Below are 21,454 nucleotides of genomic sequence, written 5' to 3' on the forward strand. Positions count from 1 at the left end.
CAGGTAATCGAAAATATGACAAATCTTACTGAAATAATTTCTGCCTATAATGAAAATAAATTATCGGTTGCTCAAGTTAAAAGCTTGCTTGAAAGCTTAAAAAAACAGCAAGCTTCTATACCTACTAACGCTCAGAGCACACAAGAAAAACCTTGCAATATCAGTTTACTTTCAACAAGTGAGATTGCTAATGAAGTTAAAGTTTCTCAAGTGTTGGAAAAGCCGGTAATTACTCTAATGCCATTGGCAGACTCTGCGCAAATAAGCAAGCCAATGCAAAAGGTAGAAAAACAGGTGGCACAAGTTTCTTTAGTTGATTATGGACAAGGTGTTTATGCGTTAGATTTTAAGGCTGAAAATAATAAAGAGCTTGTTTGGAGTGAGTCGCTCATTCATTGTTTACAACAAGGTTTTGCTTCTATTGCTGAAAAGTCCGATGCAAAAGTATTGCTGCTAAGGTGTGAGTCGCTCTCATTTATGCCGGAATCATTTACGGATAACGAGAAAGAATATTTTTATCAGCAAAAAATTCCGATGTTACCTGTGAAGTGTCAGATCCCTGTTGTCGCAGTATTAAAAAGTAATTGTGCAGGTTTGGGTTGGCTGCTGGCGGCACAGTGTGATTTCATGATTTGTGCTGAAGAAGGCAATTATCATTACTGTGATCAGCTGAATTCCGCTGAGCTCGCTTTATTTGATAAACGCTTTAAACACCATCTGGCTAGACAACTATTACTGAGTGAAAAAGCCGTTACTGGTTTAGACTTACAGCAAGCTGGTTTTGGAATGCTTGTTACTAAACAGTCTGAGGTTGATAGCTGCGCACTTGAATTAGCTCAAAAAATTACTCAAGCACCTCAGAACGCTTTAACTTTATTAAAACAGCATTTAGCTCAAGATATTGTTACCTTGACTGAAAAAATGCTAGCACAAAAAGCACCGCCGATTAACTTTGATAAACATCAACAAACCGATGGCTTTTGGCAGCGTTATGGTGAAGTGGCACTTAGTCAGTTATCCAATGATTTAGTGTTAGGGCAGGCACAAAACATTGAAATTAATTCTTCGGTGGTTAGTTTGCAGGCATATGCAAATGGAGTGGCGCTGGTTACTTTTGCCGAAACTCAAAGTAGAAATACTTTCACTAATGAACTAGTCAATGGCATTACTAATGCCTTTGCTGAAATTAACCGGAGTGATGATTTTAAAGTTGTTGTATTAACTGGCTATGAGCAATATTTTGCTTGTGGAGGAACTAAGGAAAATTTACTCGATATCCATTCTGGAAAAATCAAGTTCACAGATACTAATATTTATCGCTTACCTTTGGAAACTTCAATTCCTGTTATTAGCGCAATGCAGGGGCACAGTATCGGTGCTGGGTGGTCAATGGGTATGTATAGTGATTGTATCATCTTTAGTGAGAAACATATTTACAATAGTCCTTATATGAAATACGGATTCACTCCTGGTGCGGGAGCAACTTTAGCTTTTCCTGAAAAGTTGGGAATGGATCTTGGCCGTGAAATATTATTCAGTGCTGATGAATATAAAGGCATTGTATTGAAAAAGCGGTACGCTGAATTACCAGTAGTTGCCCAAGCAGATGTTTTAAAATTAGCCATGATTATCGCTAATGATATGGCTAAAAAATCACGTCAGCAATTACAAAAAAGTAAAGCTCAATATAACCAATCTATCAATCAAAATACTGCAAAAATATTTGAACAAGAGCAAGCGATGCATCAGTTATGCTTCGTTAATAATGATGAAGTACTTACACGTATACAGCAGCATTTTAATGACCCAACTAAAAGAGATGTAACAATGTCCAGTCAAGTAACAAATACTGTCGAAGATAACAACTCTGATGAAACAGACTTACAGCAGATTATCGAAACTTTAAGAAAAACTTTAGCTGATGAATTATTGATCGATGAAGAGGCTTTAGATAATGATATGAAGTTTATCGACATTGGCCTTGATTCGGTAATGGGAGTTAACTGGCTAAGAAGTGTCAACAAAAGTTTTGGCTTATCGATTAATGCAACCAAGGTTTATAGTCACCCCACTGTTCAAGAGTTTGCTGATTATGTGTTGGAAGAAGGCAAACAAAATGGATTGTTCCAAACAAACAATCAAGTTACAAACGATGAAAATCAAGTTGAGTTAGCATCTAACCCGGTTGAAAATTTAATCATTAATCAGCCGCTTGAAGTTCAATCGGTTTCAACAATTGATACGATTAAGGCTGATAAAATACCGCAGCCAAAAGTCGCAACTAAGAATCTTGAACCTGTTGTAAAAGAGAAAGTTGCTACAAAAGATCAAGTTATAGTAGAAAAAGTCACAGCAGAAAAAATCACAAAGAAAAACGAAGTCCAAGAAAGAACTTCAAACGATAAACAGGCTTTACCTAAAATTGCAGTAGTTGGTATGGCCGGGCAGTTCCCAAAAGCAGAAAATTTAGATGCGTTCTGGCAGAACTTGGCCGATGGTCGAGACTGCATTAGTGAAGTACCACAAAATCGTTGGGACATTGATAAGTATTATGATGTTGATACCGAAGTTCCTGGTAAGTCTAATAGTAAATGGATGGGGGTTTTAGATAGTGCTGAACATTTTGATCCTCGCTTTTTTAATATTTCTCCTCGTGAAGCTGAATGGATGGATCCACAACAACGAATTTTTCTACAAAGTGCATGGCAATGTATTGAAGATGCGGGCTACAACTCTCGATCACTAGCAGGTAGCAAATGCGGAGTATTTGTTGGTGCTGGTCAAGTTGATTATGCGCAAGCAACCCCGCGAACAGAATTTAATTCTCAGTATTTTATGGGCAAAGCGATTTCTATACTGGCAGCAAAAATTTCATATTTGCTTAATTTGCAAGGCCCTTGTGTGACGATTGATACGGCTTGTTCATCATCGTTAGTTGCAATGGCTTCAGCGTGTGATTCGCTAGCCATGGGAACCAGCGATGTTGCCCTAGCTGGAGGTGTTTGTGTTTTAGCTGGACCTGACATGCATATTATGACTGCTAAATCGGGTATGTTATCGGCCGATGGTCGTTGTTTCACTTTTGATCAAAATGCCAATGGTTTTGTGCCCGGCGAAGGTGTTGGTGTATTAATGTTAAAACGGCTCGAAGATGCAGAAGCTGATGGCGATCAAATTCATGGTGTCATCAGTGGTTGGGGAGTTAATCAAGATGGAAAAACTAATGGAATAACGGCGCCTAACCCTGAGTCTCAAGCGGCATTAGAAAAAGAAGTTTATCAAAGACATAATATCGATCCGGCGACGATCTCATTGGTTGAGGCACATGGAACAGGAACTAAGTTGGGTGATCCTATTGAAGTTGAAGGGCTTAAAGAATCATTTGCTGCTTTCACCAATAAGAAAGATTATTGTGCGCTGGGTTCAGTAAAAAGTAACATCGGCCACTTGCTAACTGCTGCTGGAGTGGCTGGAGCCATTAAATTGTTGCTCAGTATTAAGCACCAGCAGATTCCACCGATGCCTAACTTTAAAAAGCTGAATGAGCATATCGATTTTAAAAACAGTCCTTTTTATATCAACCAAGGTTTAGTTGATTGGCATACATCTGAAAATCAAATTCGTCGTAGTGCGGTCAGTTCTTTTGGTTTTAGTGGAACCAATGCACATATTGTAATTGAGGAATATCAAGCTAAGGTTCAGCACCAGAGAAATGCAATTAAACCGAATAGTTCAGTAGCGATTGTATTGTCAGCAAAAACCGAAGAGAGACTACAAGCTTACGCCGCTGATTTACTTAATTACTTGAATCAAAATGATGAGCGAACACTCAACCTTGAAAATATTGCTTATACCTTACAAGTTGGACGTGATGCTATGGAGCATCGTTTAGCAATAAAAGTTGATTCAGTATTAGTGCTTAAACAAAAGTTACAATCTTTTATTGATGGTAACAAGTCTATCAAGGATCTTTATCAAGGTGGATCTCAAGGTAACAGTGAAACGATTGGCTTAATTAGTGAAAGTAATGACTTACAAGAAGTGATCCAAAATTGGGTAGAGCCTAATCAATTATCTAAATTACTTCGGTTATGGGTTAAAGGTGTTAATTTAGATTGGCATAAGAGGTATCAACGTTTAGGTTTACGTCCTGCAAAAATGAGTTTGCCGACTTATCCTTTTGCAGAAGAAAGTTATTGGTTAGCTAAAAATAATACTGAGTTTTCTAGTCATACTCAAAATGGACAAGGCACTGTTGCTGTTAAGCATCCACTGCTACATGAAAATACTTCTAATCTATTTTCTGCTCAGCAATATAGTTCCAGATTCACAGGGGAAGAATTTTTCTTTGCTCACCATATTATTAAAGGTGGAAGAGTTTTACCGGGTGTTGGACATCTTGAAATGGTGCGTGCAGCTGTTGAGCAAGCTTGTGGCGACAGTGTTGATACGACCTTTATGCAAATAAAAAATGTGGTATGGATGAGGCCAATTGTTGGTCCTAAAGAAAATAATCAAAATCATCAAGTGACGATTCATATTAGCTTGACGATGGAGCCAGGTGGCGAAATTAGTTATCGTATTTTTAGTGGTAGTGAGGATGACATCAGTGTTCATAGTCAAGGTATTGTCATACTCAATGCACCGCGAGAAATACCACAACGTGATCTCGCTTTATTACAAAGTCAGTGCACCCAAGGTAGTATTGAAGCGCAAGATTATTTTGTAGAAATGAAAGAAAAAGGTGCTGAACTTGGGCCTGGATTTCAAGGTATTGATAACTTCTATCTTGGAACAAATGAACACGGTAATTCACAAGTATTAACACGTATTACGATTACCGATACGCTGGAATTTAGTCCTGAACAATTTATTTTACATCCAACGACTTTAGATGCGGCTGTACATACTTTTCCACCGTTACTGATTGAGTCGGGTGATTTAGGCGATGCACCGCTATCTATTCCATTTGCGCTTGAAGAGTTAACAGTGAATAGTCAATGCAACGGTGACATGTGGGCGCTTGCTCGCCATAGTGCGGGTAGTGTTGTCGGTGGTTCAGTGACTAAATATGATATTGATTTACTGGACGATGAAGGAAATGTTTGTGTCAGTTTTAAAGGACTTGCCGTTAGAGCGATTGAGTCTGTCGAAGGTCACGAGTCTAATCATTTAGAGTCTGATAGTTTAGAATCTGATAATATTGAACCGATCAGTACTTTAATGGTTCACCCTAAGTGGCATGACAAACCGATTAGTGCCAACTCAGTTAATAGTCCGTCAAACAATAGCCAAAATATTAATCGAGTGGTGGTGGTTTGTGAAAATGAAACTTTAGCTGGATTAGAAAACCAGCTAACTTCAGCAAAAGTGATTACACTCCAATCATCTACTGATGAAAATCGATACTTAGATTTTGCCAAGGCTTTGTTTAATACGGTTAAAGATTTATTTTATCAAAGAACACAAAGCGAAGGTTCGCAAGCACAACTGTTGATTCAAGTGGTTACTGCTGAGCCATTATTGGCTGGTTTATCAGGCATGATAAAAACATTAATGTTGGAAAATGCCAAAGTCAGTGGTCAGTTAATTGAAGTTGAAGCGAGTAGTAATCTAGGAAATATTATTCAGCAGATTAACGAAAATCAGCAGTCGTCGGATAAGCATATACGTTACCAAAATAATAGGCGACAGATTGTTAACTTTGAGCCGTTAAAGCAAAGTGACGAACAACCTCCTGTTCCTTACAAAGAAAAAGGTATTTATTTAATTACTGGTGGAGCCGGTGCGCTAGGCTTTTTATTGGCTGAAGATATTTCAACTCAGTTAGAAAGCGCAACTGTTATTCTGACTGGTCGTTCAAGACTAAATTCAGATAAGCAATATCGTTTGAGAGCGTTGCAAAAACAAAGCAGTGTTATTATTGAATATCGTCAAGTCGATGTCACAGATAAAGATCAGGTAGATGAATTAGTTAAAAATATTGTTCAACAATATGACCATCTTGATGGAATTATTCATGCCGCAGGTATGATTAAGGATAACTTTATTCTTAAAAAAGATGAGCAAGAATTGCTTCAGGTGATGACACCTAAAGTCGCTGGCTTAATTAATCTTGATGCCGCCAGTGATAAACTGGATCTTGATTTCTTTGTTTTGTTCTCTTCTATTTCTTCCGCTATTGGTAATTCTGGACAAGCGGATTATTCGATGGCTAATGCTTTCCTTGATACCTATGCTGATTATCGTAATGCTCTCAAAGAGAAAAAAGGATTAACGCTTTCAATCAATTGGCCACTCTGGGAAGAAGGTGGTATGGCAATTGATGAACAAACCGAGCAATGGATGCGAGATAACACAGGTATGGTTCCGCTAAAAACAACGACAGGAATTGATGCTTTTTATCGTGCTTTAAATTCGTCGCAGTCGCAGATCATGATAACAGAAGGGATTGTTACAAAAATGAAGCAACGGATTCTAGCTCAGTCAGCAGCGAAAGCAGCAATTAAGTCAACTAACAATATTCAAAATAAAATGCCAGCTAAACAGGAGGTGGTTGCCGTGCAACAGAAAAGAGTTGTGACAACAAGGTCTCCACAAGCAGCACCTCAAATTACTGCGGCACCTGTTGTTGGTTCGAATACTGGTGGGCAAGGCAATACCGAAGGCTTAATGGATACTTTGAAATCTGTTGTTGCTGAAATTTTAAAGATTAGCCAAAGTGAAATTGATATTGATAAAGAGTTTAATACCTACGGCTTTGACTCAATTACACTGACTGAGCTAACCAATAATCTGAACAAGCTTTATGCGATTCCGTCAGCTAGAGCACTGAACCCAACACTATTTTTTGAGTACCCCAATTTACGAAGTTTCTCTCAGTATTTGGCTGAAGAGTGTGAAGAGGTTGCTGCTAGTATTAACAAAAGCCCTGCTCAATCATCGTCAGTACAAAATGCACCGATTCAGCAGGTTGCTTCAACGTCAGTTGCTCAAGAAGAAATGAGTGATAGTAGTAATCTTCTAGCAGGTTTGTCGTCAGGCCGACAGACTTCAACTGTGACTTCGGTTGTGTCAGAGGAAACAACGGTCGCTCAACCACAACAAAATGTGGATATTGCCGTTGTTGGTATGAGTGCTCGCTTGCCGATGGCTAATAATATTGATGAGTTTTGGCAAAACCTAGTTGATGGTCGCGATTGTATTAGTGAGATCCCTGCTGATCGTTGGAACTGGCGAGCTATTTATGGCGACCCCGCTAAAGAAGTGAATAAGACCGATATCAAGTATGGTGGTTTTATCGAAGGTGTTGAAGAATTTGATCCATTATTCTTCGGTATATCTCCCAGGGAAGCCTTGTTAATTGATCCAATGCAGCGTTTATTGATGCAGCATATCTGGCAGGCAATTGAAGATGCTGGCTACAGCGCTTCGTCAATTTCCGGTAACAATACCGGTGTTTTCCTTGGTTCTTCTGTTTCTGAATACGGCAAACTACTTAACTTGGGTAATGTACCGTTTGATGCATTTATGCCAACAGGTAGAAGTGCATCGCTAGGTGCTAACCGTATGAGTTATTACCTCAATTTGACGGGGCCGAGTGAAACGATAGACACCGCTTGTTCATCATCTTTGGTGGCTATTCATCGTGCAGTTGAAGCGATGAAAAATGGTCATTGTGATTCGGCGATTGTTGGTGGCGTGAATACTTTATTAGCACCAGATGGTCACGTGTCTTTCCGCAAAGCCGGTATGCTCAGTGTTGATGGTCGCTGTAAAACTTTCTCCAAACATGCCAATGGTTATGCCAGAGGAGAAGGCGTTGGTATTATGATGTTGAAAAAACTATCTGATGCCGAACGTGATGGTGATCATATTTATGGACTGATTAAAGGTTCTGGAGAAAATCATGGTGGTCGAGCTAATTCACTGACTGCCCCCAATCCTAAAGCACAAGCTGATCTGCTCAGTGGTGTTTATAGTAGAGCACAAATTGATCCTCGTACAGTTGGTTATATTGAGGCGCATGGGACTGGTACTGAGCTAGGCGATCCTGTTGAAGTCAACGGTATGAAAATGGCGTTTAAAGATCTTTATAAAGCAACTGGTGATACGAGCGTAAGAGATACCCATGTTGGTATTGGCTCAGCAAAAAGTAATATTGGTCATCTTGAATTAGGTGCAGGTGCTGCGGGGGCTATTAAAGTTTTATTGCAGCTTAAACATAAAACTTTAGCTAAGAGTTTACACAACGAAGAACTCAATCCTTATATTCAGTTAGAAAACACGCCATTCCGTGTTATTGGGCAAACCGAACCATGGCCAGCTATTTGCGATGAGCAAGGTAATGAGTTCCCTCGTCGAGCAGGGGTTAGTTCATTTGGGTTTGGTGGTGCTAATGCACATATCGTTTTTGAAGAATATGTTGGACAAGCGCCAGTTGTAAATCAAGAAGCTAATGCAGAGCACTTGGTTGTGTTGTCTGCTAAAAATGAAGAACGCCTCAAAGCCAGAGCGCAACAATTACTGGATGCATTAACTGATGGTAAAACGCCATTAGCGAATCAAAGTGTTAACCGATATAGCGACAAAGATTTAATCAACATTGTTTATACCTTACAAGTTGGTCGTGAACCAATGGAACAGCGTATGGGCTTTAAGGTTAATTCGTTAGAGCAGCTCTGTGAAAAACTAAAACAGTACTTAAATAATGAAGAAGTTGCTGGATTATATGCAGGTAAAGTTGAGCGTAACGATGAAATGTTAGGTTTGTTTGCTGATGATAACGAACTTGAAGAAGCGGTTAGCAAATGGGTTGAGCGTAATAAAACGGCTAAGCTTTTATCGCTTTGGGTTAAGGGTTATGATTTTGATTGGAACAAGTTGTATGCCAACTATCCTGTTCTACCTCAACGAATCAGCTTACCTGTTTATCCGTTTGCTCAAGAGCGTCACTGGCCAAACTTCGACATTGCCCAGTTAGTTCCGGGTGAAGAAAATCGCAACCAGCCTAATGTTATAAAACGTCAGACTCGTTACTTAGGCAAAGGTTGGCAAGCCATACCACTAAACAAAGCTGATAAGAGTCGATTGCCAGAGGGAGTGATTGTTATTTTGGCAAATAATCAAACCCTTGAACTAGCAAACAAGGTGGCGGAACAGTTAACTAATAGTTATATCGCCAACGCTGATGAATCTACAGAGTTATCGTCAATTGTTAAGTCTATGCAAGAGCAATCGGCAAACTATGCCGGATGTATTGATCTGATTGGTTGTGGTAATGAACAAACAACTTCTCTTGAATGGTTACCGCTACTGCAACAAATGATCGAGCAAGCAAAGCCTGAACAGAAGTCATTGTACTTATGTGTTACCCAAGGACTTGAACTGTTTAATAATGAAAAAGTTAATCTGGCTGGTGCAGGGCGTGTTGGTCTTTATCGCATGTTGCAAAGTGAATATGGTAATAAGCTGAGGGCTTATCATATTGATGACGATCCAATTAGTGATGATGACTTATTGGTCAAACATATTGTTAGTGAGTGGCAGTCTGATAATCAAAAAGTCAATGTTTGTTATCGTTCAGATAAACGCTACACCGCAACTTTACAGAAAGTTATGGAGCCACAAGAGAAAAAATCATTAGCTTTTCCTGATAATGAAGTATTGATGATTACTGGTGGCACCAGAGGAATTGGTTTGTTGTGTGCTGAGCATTTTGTTTCAGCTCATGGAGTGAAAAAACTCGTATTGACTGGTCGAGAGCAAATTCCACCTGCTTTTCAATGGCCACAATTACTCAGTGATGAAAACAGTCAAATAGCTAACAAAGTTAAAGCGTTGCAAAAGTTAAAAGATCAAGGTGTGGAAGTTTATACCTTATCGCTATCTTTGAGTGATGAAGAGGCACTGGCCGAACAAGTTAAATGGATTCAAAGTAATCTTGGCCCGATTCGCGGTGTGTTGCATTGCGCTGGGTTGAATGACTGGGAGAATCCCGCGTTTATTCGTAAACCGTTAGAAAGTATCAGCAAAGTATTACAACCTAAGGTTGAAGCATTAGATGTGATGCTTCGTTGTTTGAGAGAACAGCCATTAGAATTTTTTGCTTTGTTCTCATCGGTTTCTGCAATTGTTCCAAGCCTTGGTACAGGGCAGGCTGATTATGCGATGGCTAATGCTTATATGGACTATTTTGCAATGGCCAATGCATCAGAGTTGCCAATCAAGAGTATTCAATGGCCGTCTTGGAAAGAGACTGGTATGGGCGAAGCGAATAGTCGAGCTTATAAAGCGACAGGTTTTTTGAGTCATACCAATGTTGAAGGGTTGAAACTATTGGATAGTGTGTTGTCTCGAACATTTGGTCCGGTCATTTTACCCTCAATAATTGACGAGCAAGTGATGCAAGAGTCTAAGTTAATGGCAAGCTCATTGATTGAACCAACGCCAGCCAAAGCGACTTCTAAAGTCACAACTAAATCGATACCTAAAACGGCTTCTGTTAATAATCCTGACGAATTTAATCGAGCTACCGAATCTTGGTTAAAAGAGATGTTTTCTCAAGAATTGATGATAGACAGTAATACCCTTGATAGTGGTGTGCCATTTGCAGATTATGGTGTTGATTCAATCATGTTGGCGCAATTACTCAAGCGAATTCAAGATGGTTTATTTGATAGTGATGAAGAGCCATTAGATCCATCAATATTTTTTGAGTATCCAACGCTAGGTGATTTTTCAAATTGGTTATGTGCAACTCACCAATCAGCTTTGCAAAAACTATTAGGTGCTTCGGCGAGTGATGAGGTTACAGCTGAAACAAATGAAGTTGAATATAACCAAGAGTTAGAAACCTTTAACACGGAAGTCAGTACTAACGAACCTGCTGTTGAAATGCCTGTGTACTCAACAATTCAAGCGCCTGTTCAGCATAAAAAAGAAGAGCCAAAAGAAACATCTAAGCTCATGTCAGGTGGTGATTGGTCGAGTAATGACATTGCTGTGATTGGTATGGCATGCCAATTTCCTGGGGCCAATGATCTTGAAGGGTATTGGCAACTGTTGAGTGAAGGGCGTTCTGCTATTACTAAAGTTCCTTCTCAACGTTGGGGATTCGATTCAGGTCGCTATGCAGCCTTGATGGAAAATGTTACGCATTTTGATCCGGGGTTTTTCTTACTTGGAGACAATGATGCCAAGGCAATGGATCCGCAAGCATTGCTTTTACTTGAACAAAGCTTAAAAGCATTTTGTCAGGCTGGCTATTCACTGGATGAAGTGAAAGGTAGCCAGACAGGTGTGTTTATTGGTGCGCGTAGTAACCACCAGCCAGAAGCGAATGAGTTGGCTGAAACAACTAACCCAATATTAGCTGTTGGACAAAACTATTTAGCGGCTAATATTTCACGGTTCTTTGATTTGCATGGTCCTAGCCTGGTTTCTGATACGGCTTGTTCATCGGCATTGGTTAACATGAATATGGCGATGCAATATTTACACAGTGGAGAAATTTCTTCTGCTTTGGTTGGCGGTATCAGTGTATTGCAAAATGAAGGCGGACACCGTTTATTTGAGCAACGCAAAATTCTTAGCAGTGGTGGCGAATTTCACTTGTTCGATAGCCGTTCAAATGGAGTCGTACTAGGTGAAGGTGTTGGCATGGTGCTGCTGAAAAAACTTGATCAGGCTATTGCCGATGGCGATCAAATTCATGCAGTAGTTAAGTCGCTTGCAATTAATAATGATGGACGAACAGCAGGACCAGCCAGTCCTAATTTCAACTCACAAAAAGCGGTAATGCAAAACGCGTTGGATAAAGCTGCCGTTACTCCAAATCAGGTGAGTTATATTGAAATGAATGGTTCTGGCAGTGAAGTGACCGATCTTTTAGAGCTGAAATCAGTTGAGTCGGTTTATCGTTCTGCTGATAAATCAGTACCTTGTGAAATTGGTTCAATGGAACCAAACATAGGACATCCTTTATGTGCTAAAGGGATTGCGAGTTTTATCAAAGTTGCATTGTTATTATCTCGTCAGCAGCAAATACCGTTTTTATCTGGCCAACAACCAATGGCCCATTACGATATTGATGCTTCTCCTTTTTACTTTTCTCGTGAAATGAGTGATGTTGATAAAGCACACCAAAAAACAGCGGCCATTAATTGTTTTGCTGATGGTGGGACTAATGCTCATGTGATATTGGCCTCGTGGCATGAAACAACGCCAAGACCAATCAAACGTTCTTCGGTTGATTTACCTCAGTTAAACCGCCGCGCTATTTTTCCAGTGTATGACAAAGTTGCTGATACACCCGTCTGGAACTTTAGAGAAAGTGAAAATGGCACTCAGCTATTAATTGATATTAATCACCCGATTATGAGAAACCATAAAGCCTATGGTCAGGAGTTGTTACCCGGTTTGGCTTATATTGAATTGTTGTTCCAACTGTTTAAGCGTAAGGGATATGACTTTGAGCAATTAGAAGTAAGAAACTTATCAATTTATACGCCTTTAACTGTGAGTGAAAGCTATGGCGTTGTACTTGATTTTGAAGTAACCGAAAATGAGCAAGGTGTATGGCAGATTGCATTGGAAGGTCGTGAGCAACAAGGAGACACTTTTGTTAGTGATAAAAAACGTTATGCAGTTGCCCAAATGCGTTTGTCTGGTCCTGTCACTTATGACGAAAACTTAGATTTAAACGAGGTTAAACGCCATGCAACACTTACCCTCGATTTGGCCGACTTATATCATCAGTGTAGTCTGCAAGGATTAAATCACACTGGTTTAATCAAAGCACAAGGACAAATCATGGAGTCACCGGAGTCTACTTGTATTGATATTCAGGTTGGACCGGATGCTGAGTCTACTGCTGATGGGTATTTGTTTCATCCAACGCTGATTGACGGTTCTAGTGTGGGTGCACAGCGTTTATTTACGTCAATGTTTGAAGGTGAAAACCGCCTGATATTACCTCTGTTTTATGAGTCATTTAGAGCAACGGCATTACTACAACGTGATTGTGTAACACGCATTCAAACATCATCACTGCGACGTAAAAATGAACTGATTTATATGAATCTGGAGTTCTTCGATCAATCAGGGAAAAAAGTTGCAGAGTTATTGAATTATGCTTGTAAGTTAGTGCGTGACGAAGGGGCTATTAACCCCAATCGTAAAAAGCCTGCTCAATCGCAAGACAAACGTTTAACTGCCGCTAAAACAGCGACAGCAGAAGCGAGTCCAAAATTAATTGCGGCTAGTGATTCGGATGTCGTTTTAGATTATTTGTTAACGTTAATGTCGCAGCGTACAGGTGTTGAGGTCGATGATATTGATACTACACTGGGTTACTACGAGCTTGGTTTAGATTCAGCCAAGTTGCTTGATTTAGTCGGTGAACTAGAACAAAGAGTTGGTGATACCTTAGCGCCAACATTGTTATTTGAATACACCAATATTGAGGAACTTGCTGGCTATCTTGAAGATAAATATCCTGATAAATGGGTAGAAGAAAAGCAAGTCGAACAAAAAAGCGCAGAGCAAATCACTCCAGTTGAATCAATCGCTGCTACAACTAACTCAACTGCCACTAATAGTGTAAGTGAAGCTGAAGATTTTCTGGTTGAGTTAATGGCCAAGCGAACGGGTGTAGAGCCTGATGATGTTGATTTACAGTTAGGCTATTACGAGTTAGGTCTGGATTCAGCCAAATTGCTCGAACTGGTTGGTGAGTTAGAGCAAAAAGTCGGTGACACTTTAGCGCCTACTTTATTATTTGAACATACAAATATCGAAGAGTTAGCGGCTTATTTAACAGAAACCTATCCTGACAAATGGCAAAACCATGTAGTGGAAAAGGTTAGTGAGGATAAAGTTGGCAGTACCCCAACTTCAACTCAATCTGTTAAGGTGGTTGGCAAACCTAACCAAGGGGCATCGGTAGGTGATATTGCTATTATTGGAATGGCTGGCCAATATCCTGGCGCTAAAGATCTGGAAGAGTTTTGGCAAAATCTTGAAGCTGGTACCGATAGTATTGTTGAAGTGCCTGAATCACGTTGGAGTCGAGACAGACTCAATGGAATGAAAACACCATCAGGTGGTGAAATGTCTCGCTTTGGTGGTTTTATTGATGATCCTGATTGTTTTGATGCTGGTTTTTTCCGGGTCTCACCTTGGGAAGCAAAACTACTTGATCCTCAGCAGCGGTTATTCTTGCAGGTTTGCTGGCATGCTATGGAAGATGCCGGTTATACCCCACAAAATCTGGTTCAACCCAGAGGACGTAATCAAAGACGAGATGTTGGTGTTTATGTGGGCGTAATGCATAACGACTATGCGATGTTGACTTCTGATGCGGTGCTGATGGGGCAACATAGTCCGATTTCATTAAACTATGCTCAAATAGCTAATCGAGTTTCTTTTTTCTGCGACTTTAATGGTCCAAGCGTGGCACTTGATACGGTTTGTTCATCTTCATTAATTGCCATTCATCAGGCAATTGAAAGCATCAGAAACGGCGAATCAGAAGTGGCTTTGGCTGGTGGGGTTAACTTATCGATTCATCCTAATAAATATATGACTTATGGCATGATGGGAATGCATTCCAGTGATGGTCGTTGTCGAGCATTTGGTGCCGATGGCGATGGTTATGTTTCAGCTGAAGGTATTGGTGCTGTTTTACTTAAACCATTAGATAAAGCTGAAGCTGATAATGATCATATTTATGCAGTGATTAAAGGTAGTACAACTAATCATGTTGGTTCTGTCAGTGGATTGACTGTACCTTGCCCGGTGGCACAAGCGGATATGATTGAAAGCTGTATCGAAAAAACAGGCATCCATCCTCGAACTATTAGTTATGTTGAAGCCCATGGAACTGGTACATCATTAGGTGATCCGATAGAGGTTAAAGGTTTAGTTAAATCCTTTGGCCACTACACTGATGACAAGCAATATTGTTCAATCGGTTCGGTTAAATCCAATATTGGTCATGCCGAGTCCGCAGCAGGTGTGAGTGGTTTACATAAGTTAGCCTTGCAATTGAAGCATAAAACTTTGGTGCCTTCACTGCATTCTAAAACAATTAACCCTTATCTTGATTTTGCTAATTCGCCTTTTTATGTACAACAAGATTTAGCACCTTGGAAAAAGCCCGTTATTGAAGAAAATGGGCAATCGGTCACTTATCCGCGGCGAGGAGCTATCAGCTCATTTGGTGCGACTGGTTCTAACGCTCATGTCATTCTTGAAGAGTATATTCCAACAAAAGCTCAGCTTGATAAATCGAAAGAACCGGATAGTGAGCAACTCGTTTTATTGTCAGCGAAAAAGCCCGATCGTTTACAAGCTTATGCTGAGCAGTTACTTGATTTTCTATCAGAAGAAAATAACGCAGTGACATTCAGTGATTTGGTTTATACCTTACAGGTTGGTCGGATTGAAATGGAACAGCGCCTGGCGATTGTTGCTAAAAGTAAAGTTGAGCTGATTGATAAGCTGCGTGCATTTGTCAATGGTGAGCCATCAAATAATGAAATAGGTGATGCTTACTTTACGGCCAAAATTAAGAAGGGAAAAAAGGCCCGTTCATTGGATACCCAAGAAGCGCCAGAAGCCGTTATAGGGAAATGGATAGCGCAAGGTGAAATTGCCAAAGTGGCACAAAACTGGATCAACGGTGTCGTATTTGATTGGGCATTAGTACAACAGTTAAATACTCCCAACTATCGTCCGAGCCGCATAAAATTACCCGGTTATCCATTTGCTAAAGATAGCCATTGGCTAACAATGCCGGAAAGTGGGGTTACAATTACTGCGCCGCAAATAACTTCAGCAGATTCATCACAACAAGGCTCAAACTCTGAGCAGACTTTGGTTGCAAATAAAACTGAAGTAGATGCAAGTGAACAAGCAGAAATGCTTTATTACAGTTCGCACTGGCAACCTCAGGCGTTAGCTGATTCTGAAACATTGCTTGATCGCAAAACCACTGTCTTTGTGGCTAGTGATTTAGTTAAAGAAATAGAAAGTTTAGGGTTGGCCGATGAAGTGATCGGTATGTCGACAAATAACGATGTTGCTGAGCAAGTTTATCAACACACGATACAATTGTTGAATTATTGTCAGTCGCCCAACCTAAAAGAAGCTAAAAAACAGTTATTAGTGGTTTATGTTCCTCACAGTGATCAGGATTACTCTTATCTGAGTTTGCAGGGAACTCTGCGTACGATTGCGTTAGAGTTTCCTTATATTTCTACCAAGTTAGTACTCGATGAAGCTTTAACGAGCCGAGCATTAATGCGTATTGAAAATAATCTAAAAAATGAACTCAGCAATGATGATCATTTTAGCGAGATTGCTTATTTAAAAGACAAACCAAGACAAGTGCTGAGTCGTGAATTAGTTAATCCAAAAGAGTCAGTACAGTCACCTATTCGTCAAAATGGTGTGTATTGGATTACTGGCGGTTTAGGTGGACTTGGTCGAATGTTTACCGAACATCTTGGTAAAGACACTCAAGCACAATTTATTTTGACGGGGCGTTCAATGCTTGGTTCCCAACAAAAAGCTCAGCTTGATTCATTAAGAGCAAAAGGCTTGAAAGTGGAGTATTACAGCTGTGATACGGGAACACAATCTGATGTAACCAAAATGGTTGCCCATATTGTTCAAGAGTACGGTGGTTTACATGGCATTATTCATAGTGCTGGTGTTATTGCTGATAATTTTGTTAGTAAAAAGAAGGAAGAGGAAGTACGAAAAGTGCTTTCAGCTAAAGTTCAAGCGGCGATTAATCTTGATATTGCTACTAAGGAATTAGCACTTGATTTCTTTGTACTATTTTCCTCAATGGCTGCTTTAGGCAATGTGGGTCAGCTTGATTATGCAACAGCCAATGCTTTTCTTGATGCATTTGCGGTACATCGGCAAAACCATCGTCCAGGCAAAAGCTTATCGATTAATTGGCCGTTATGGAAAGACGGTGGTATGACTGTCGAAGCGGCTTATGAAAAATACATGCTAGAAAACTTTGGGATTGTGCCTTTAGAGCCTCAGTCAGGACTTAATGCATTCAATATTGCGTTAGCGTCTGAATATAGTCAGTTTGGTGTGATGCAAGGCTTTAAAGAAAAAGTTGCACCGTTATTAGCTGGAAAAACAGATAAGACAGCTAAAACAACAACTAGGCAATCTAGCGGTAAAAGTATGAGTGCTGAGCAGCAAGAAAAAGTTCGCTCAGCGGTATTAATGGCTGTTGGTGATGCTCTTGGTATGACAACTGATGAAATTGATCTTGAGGCTGAGTTTGTTGATTACGGAATGGATTCAATTAGTGCAACTAAAATTGCCAGCCAAATTAATGAACAATTAGGTTTAGATTATACCGGAGCCGTTTTCCTTGAGCTTGATACGACTGAAAAGTTAATTAATTATCTTTACGAAGAGGACTCGTTAAATGATGTTGATGAAGTCGTAGAAATTAGTCAAGAGAATGATGAAGTTAAAGCTGAGGTTCAACAAGCGAGTAAGCAAAAAACGAGTGAGTTGAAAGCCATTTCTAGTGCACAGTGTGAAGCGGCTTTGTCGGCTAGCATGCCTAAGGTTTCCAATGCGAATATTGGGATTATCGGTTTTGATGGTATTTTTCCTGAAGCAGAAAATATTGATGCCTATTGGAAAAATTTGAGTAATCAATCAGTACTGATGAAACCAGTCAGCCGCCAGCAATGGCAAAAACGCGGTGTTGATTTAAACGTTAATGGTAACGATGCTTATCCTAGTATGGAGTATTCGGCACTCATTGAAGATATTGCTGGGTTTGATCCTGAGTTTTGGGGTATCAGTGATGAAGAAGCGGTGCAGATGGATCCACAGCAACGTTTACTGATGCAAAGCATCTGGCGTTGTGTTGAGCAATCGGGCTACTCAATGAAGCAACTGACTAAAAAACGAGTCGGTCTGTTTTTAGCGATTGATGCACTGGATTATCGTAATGCTTTAAGAGCACATGATAATAGCTTTGGCATGGGGGCAGGGATTAGTGTTGGCATGATCGCTAATCAAATTTCTTACCATTGTGATTTCAGAGGGCCAAGTGAGGTTATTGATAATGCCTGTGCAAGTAGTTTTGTGGCGTTGAAACGTGCTAGTCAGGCGATTGCTATCGGGGAATGTGAAGTAGCCATTGTTGGTGGCGCTAAGTTACTACTCGATCCTTTGGAATTTGAAGGTCGTGATAAGGGTGGAATTTTGAGCCGTTCTGGCAATATGTTTCCATTTGACGCTAGAGCAGATGGTTATATTCGTGGAGAAGGGGTTGGGTGCTTAATGCTTAAATCGCTTCATCGAGCGAGTATTGATCATGATAAAGTGCATGCAGAAATTATTGGTGTTGGAACTTCGCATAGTGGTCATGGTTCCCTTTCGATGATAGCACCTAATGTTGAAGGGCAGTATCAGGCCATTCGAGATGCTTATGAATTTGCTGGCATTGCGCCTGAAACTGTGAACTATATTGAAGCACACGGTACGGCTAATAACTTTAGTGATGCGGCTGAGGTAGCAGCGTTTAAACAGTTTTTTAAAGAGTCAATGGAGCCAAGCGCTTATCAGAATCATCAAGTTGCTTTGAGCACAGTTAAAGGCAATACCGGTCACCTTGAAGGCGCATCGGGAATCGCTTCATTAATTAAAGTGCTGTGTGCTATTAAGCATAAAAAAATTGCGCCAACAGCAAACTTGCAACAAACTCATCCGTCAATTTTGTTGAAAGGTTCACCTTTCTATTTTCCACAATCACTAACTGATTGGCCGAGTGCACAGGGAGAAAATCTACCAAGGCGTGCTGGTTTACATTCGATTGGTATTGGTGGCGTAAATGCACATGTCATTTTACAAGAGCATATAGAACATGCCAGCAATCCTCACGAAAAAGTAGAACCAATGAAAGAGGGTGAAGATTATGAGTTATTGGTTATTTCTGCCAAATCAAAAGCAGCTTTAAAAGCTTATATTCAAAAATGGTTCCGGTTTGTTAATACTGAAACGACTGAATTACCATCACTGACACAGCTTGCTTATAGTTCGCAAGTCAGTCGTAATGAGATGACATATCGAATTGCATTAGTCGTTAATAGCATTGATGAATTAAAGCAACAATTAGCTGCTGAAATGGCAAATGTTGATCAAATTCAGCCAATAGAAAAACAAAACAGTGAGTATGTGCTTGAGAGTCGTGTGCACACAAAAACTAATCTGTTGCAGTTAGCTACTGCATGGAAGTTAGGTAAATCAATCGATTGGAAATATTTAGCGGGAAGCACCGTGTCTGGTGTTGTAACAATCCCTGATTATCCATTTCAGAATAAGCCAATCTGGTATTCAGATAACGCGGACGTCGATCCTTTTGACAAGTTGTTTGAAGAAACTTTTGCCAGTGCGGTACTGAGTGATTGATTAAAGAAATGAAATTTAAAAACTAAAAATTAGGAAACACCATGACTGATAAAAATTTATTACTCGAAAAAATGGTTAATATAGCTGCTGACGTACTTAAAGTTGATGCAAAAGATATTAGTCCTTCAGTTAATGTTCAAGAGCTAGGCTTTGACTCAACAACTTTAGTGAGTTTTGTTGAGCGTGTTTCAGCTGAACTTGATACCGACATTCACCCAGGCGTGTTTTTTGAACATTCGGAACTTGATTCATTCTGTCATTATTTAATTGAACATAAGTATGAGCAAGTAGAAAAAATGTTATCTAAACAAGTTTCATCTCTGCCTATGATGGATGAAAAAGTAACGAGCAATAACGAGTCAAATGATCCTTGGGAACACTTTTCATCTGAGCTTATGCAAAACAAAACTTCACAACCTGAAATGACCGAGAAAAAAGTGAATCAGCAAATTTCTGTTGATGATTTACCCGATAACTTGCCCGTTATTATTGGTAGTGGCATTGGTGGAATGTTGATTAGTCGTCAACTCAGCCGAAAAAATATTCGTCATATTATGCTTGGTTCTAAACAGTTGAGTGATTCACCAAGATTAGGCGAATCAATGACAGAAGCGTGCACTATCGAGTTTACTCGGGATTTTAAAGATTATAAACAATATTTCTTTCGTAAAGATATGACGCCATTTTATATGGGTGATATTGTTGCAGGTTTGCGTTTTGACTTTTTTGGTACTTTTGCCAGTTTATTCCTTGATGAAGATGTACCACAAACATTTATTCACGTTGATCGAATTGGTTTTGATCGTGCTTTATATGCAGAGGTGAGTCAATCACCTAATTGTTTATGGGTAGAAGAGTTGGTAGATGACGTTGATTATGATGCTAACAGCGATAAAGTGAGTAGATTACATTTAAAAAGTGGTAAAAAACTCATTCCAAGTTTTGTTTGGGATTGTACTAATCATATCCGTTTATTGGGTCGAAAAATAAACATACCTTATGAAAATTTTGATGAACAGCGACAAGTAGTTTATAGCCACTACTATCAAAAAGATGGGCAGGATTTATGTCATCGCGAAGATCTTCCATGGATGCATGCAACCACTTTATTGCGAGCAGATGAAAAAATTGATGGTATTAAAGGTGTTTCATGGTTTATTCCTTTGGGTTCTTATATCTCTGTCGGTATTAGTATGGAGCCACAAGATATTGGCGACCGAAATCCAGAAGAAATATTAACCGCCTTAACTCGAGCTTATCAACGTAGAGGGGTTGACTATTCTAAACATTTCTCTCGACGTAAAGAAGTTGTCAGCATTCCATCACAACATTTTATGTATGACAGATTTACTGGAGGAAACTGGGCAATGGTTGGTGGTAGTGCAGCGTCAACCTGGTTTACCTCGGGTTCAAACATTAGTATGTTGATGAGTATGGCGACCATGGCTGATAAAATTATTGAACAACCTGAACTTTATGGTGAACAATATAGCAGACATGTTAAAGGGTTTGCGCGAACACAGCAGGTTTATGATAATTTATTGCGTTCTGATCTGGGACCTTTAGATGCAACTAAATTTTTATCATCAATTATCGATCAAGCAAGAAAACGTATTTCATCTTACTATATTTTCCGTAATGGACTCGATAATGATACTTCTAAGCTAGCTAAAGAGTTGTGGCAAGATGAACTTGTGATTGATAAAAAATATTTTGAGTTTTTACAGCAAGTTGCTACTCATGCCGCACCAGCTGATATTAGTCTGCAAACCGAGCAAATATATCAAAAAATTGAAGCCCTCAAAGCTAATAATGGCAAAGTGATGATGCCTTATCTTCGCAACAGTAGCATGACTAAAAAAGAACCTGAGCCTGTGATGTAATTCATCTTTAAACCATGGCAACTTGTCTATGAGTTGTCATGGCGTAATTTGACATTTCTATTAGTAACAACCTTAAAACTGAAAGATAACCTAAAAGTAATATTCGG

2 protein-coding genes are annotated in these 21,454 nt (G+C 39.7%); both read left to right on the forward strand.

Annotated features, from left to right (window positions below):
• Positions 1–15: 15 nt before the first annotated feature.
• Complete coding sequence (locus ACT5E3_RS01015) at positions 16–19,464, forward strand: SDR family NAD(P)-dependent oxidoreductase (RefSeq protein ID WP_444996462.1); 19,449 nt, start codon at positions 16–18, stop codon at positions 19,462–19,464.
• A 41-nt stretch (positions 19,465–19,505) separates the two neighbouring features.
• Positions 19,506–21,347, forward strand: a complete 1,842-nt coding sequence (locus ACT5E3_RS01020) for a phosphopantetheine-binding protein (protein ID WP_444996463.1) — start codon at positions 19,506–19,508, stop codon at positions 21,345–21,347.
• Positions 21,348–21,454 lie beyond the last annotated feature (107 nt).

It is taken from the genome of Aliikangiella litoralis, assembly GCF_052495765.1.

Bases quoted from the DNA above. Each gene is read 5' to 3' on its own strand.
- ACT5E3_RS01015 (WP_444996462.1), top strand. From the start codon at position 16: ATGACAAATCTTACTGAAATAATTTCTGCCTATAATGAAAATAAATTA.
- ACT5E3_RS01020 (WP_444996463.1), top strand. From the start codon at position 19,506: ATGACTGATAAAAATTTATTACTCGAAAAAATGGTTAATATAGCTGCT.